The following is a 1,959-nucleotide window of genomic DNA, read 5'->3' as shown; positions in this document are numbered from 1 at the left end:
AGATTTTTAACTTACGCGAGTCTCCAAGTTGTGCTAAAATAATTTCTCAAAGAGAGGATTATTATGCCGGAGTTGCCAGAAGTAGAGACTATAAAAAATGATTTAATACAAAAAATCGTGGGTAGAAAGATCACTGATATCACTGCTCTATGGCCCGAGATAGTCAAGGATATGCCATTTGAATCCTTCAAAAAAGCCGTTATTGGACAGAGGATAATCAATGTCAAAAGAAGAGCGAAGAATCTAATAGTCGAACTCACTGATGACACTGCCCTGCTTATTCATCTGAAAATGACAGGCCATGTTTTGGTTACAGATGCTTCTAACGAGGTAAACGAGGTGGGGAAATGGATAAAAACTGATAACCAGCTATTGAGTGACGATCCCCAAAATCAATTTATCCGGATTATTTTTTATTTTGACGATAAAACGATGATGGCAATGAGCGACCTGAGGAAATTTGCATACATAAAACTTGTTTCAACCGAAGACCTAAATAAATTTTTGGCCGAATATGGTCCCGAACCATTTGACCCCGAATTTACGGTTGCGGTGTTTCAGACCATGTTGCAGTCAAAGGGCTTGGCTATAAAAAAGGTGCTGATGGATCAGCACATACTCTCTGGAGTTGGTAATATATACGCCGATGAAATACTCTGGGCGTCTCGTGTTCACCCCCAAACATCTGCAAAAAAACTTTCCAGTGAGGAGATTAATGCTATATATGACAACATGAAAAAAATTCTACAAAATGCGATAGAAAAAAGGGGCACTTCTACCTCTGATTTTCGCGATACTACAGGTAAAAAAGGTACATTTGGAGATAGTAGAAATGCGTATAGAATGACCGGCCTACCATGTGCTAGATGCTCTACTCCAATAAAAAGAATATCTTTGGGGGGAAGAGGCACACATTTTTGCCCTGTTTGCCAGAAGGAGAAACCATAGTTCATTTTATTTTTGGTACTGACGATCTTCGCTTGAAAGAGAGACTCGCGAGTCTTACGTCTTCTTATTTTGCTGACCCAAGAGACCCGAACGTATCTACAATAATAGATAACTTCGATTTATCTCGTCTTGCAATGGAAATAAATTCCATGCCGTTTTTGGCTTCCAGAAGGTTGGTTATAGTAAAAAACCTTTTGAAGGCGAAGGGGGTTGACCAGGCTAAAGTCATCGAGATCATTGATAAAGCACCAAATGAAGTTGATCTTATTTTTTTCGAAGAAGGGGTCCCGGATCAAAGAACCTCACTTTTCAAGCGTCTTAAGCGCGAGAAAACAGAAGAATTCCGGGATCTTATCGGTTATGAACTGAATAATTGGGTAGCCGATGAAATAGTGAGGCAAGGCGGAACTATAAAACCGCAAGACGCTGCGATGTTGGCAGGTTATGTAGGCGCAGATTTGTGGCATTTGAAAATGAGATCGCAAAGCTAGTTGCTTATGAGAAGAATGTAACGAGAGAAAATATCAATTTGTTGGTTGATGCTGGGGTGGATGTTGGGATATTCAATCTGCTTGATGCGATAGCGGCGAAAAACAAATCTCAGGCCCTGAAGAACCTAGGGGATCTTTTGGAAAAAGGCGAAAATGAAATATTTATTTTGACTATGATACAAAAGCAGATTCATAACCTAGCCTTGATATTCGAGAAGAAAAAGGCGGGCTTAAGCGAGTCGCAGATAGCCCAAATCCTTAAGCTTCATCCGTTTGTAGTGAAAAAAGCACTGGGAGCCTTGAGGCAGGTTGGCGATACGGAAGTCATAAAGAGATATTATGGATCAGTGACTGAGGCCGAGTTTTTTATTAAGACAGGGCAAAAAGAACCGAATGTGGCCCTGGAATTGTTAGTATTGAATTTATCGAAGTAGTTGATAAGGTAGAGAATAGGAGCGAACTCCTTTGCGTCATTCCCGCCCGCCAACTGTGTCGGGTAGACTCCGGCGGGAATCCAAAT

General features: G+C 40.9%; 3 protein-coding genes. All 3 read left to right on the top strand.

Annotated elements, in window-relative coordinates:
* The first annotated feature begins 57 nt into the window (after window positions 1-57).
* From COX77_04130 to COX77_04120, 3 genes are read left to right on the top strand one after another with little or no spacing between them, the layout of a single operon-like run.
* Window positions 58-948: a hypothetical protein gene (locus COX77_04130; protein ID PIZ98574.1), complete on the top strand. Its 891-nt coding sequence runs from the start codon at window positions 58-60 to the stop codon at window positions 946-948.
* Entirely contained in the window at window positions 867-1,439 is a 573-nt protein-coding gene (locus tag COX77_04125) for a hypothetical protein (GenBank protein ID PIZ98573.1), read from the top strand. Before COX77_04130 ends, COX77_04125 begins: the two co-directional genes overlap by 82 nt.
* A complete protein-coding gene (locus COX77_04120) occupies window positions 1,409-1,873 on the top strand; it encodes a hypothetical protein (GenBank protein ID PIZ98572.1) in 465 nt (154 codons plus the stop codon). Before COX77_04125 ends, COX77_04120 begins: the two co-directional genes overlap by 31 nt.
* Window positions 1,874-1,959 lie beyond the last annotated feature (86 nt).

This window comes from Candidatus Komeilibacteria bacterium CG_4_10_14_0_2_um_filter_37_10 (assembly GCA_002793075.1).
Taxonomy (GTDB): domain Bacteria; phylum Patescibacteriota; class Patescibacteriia; order UBA1558; family UBA1558; genus UM-FILTER-37-10.
Note: the sequence above shows the minus strand (reverse complement) of the source record. Positions and strands in the feature narration are given on the sequence as shown.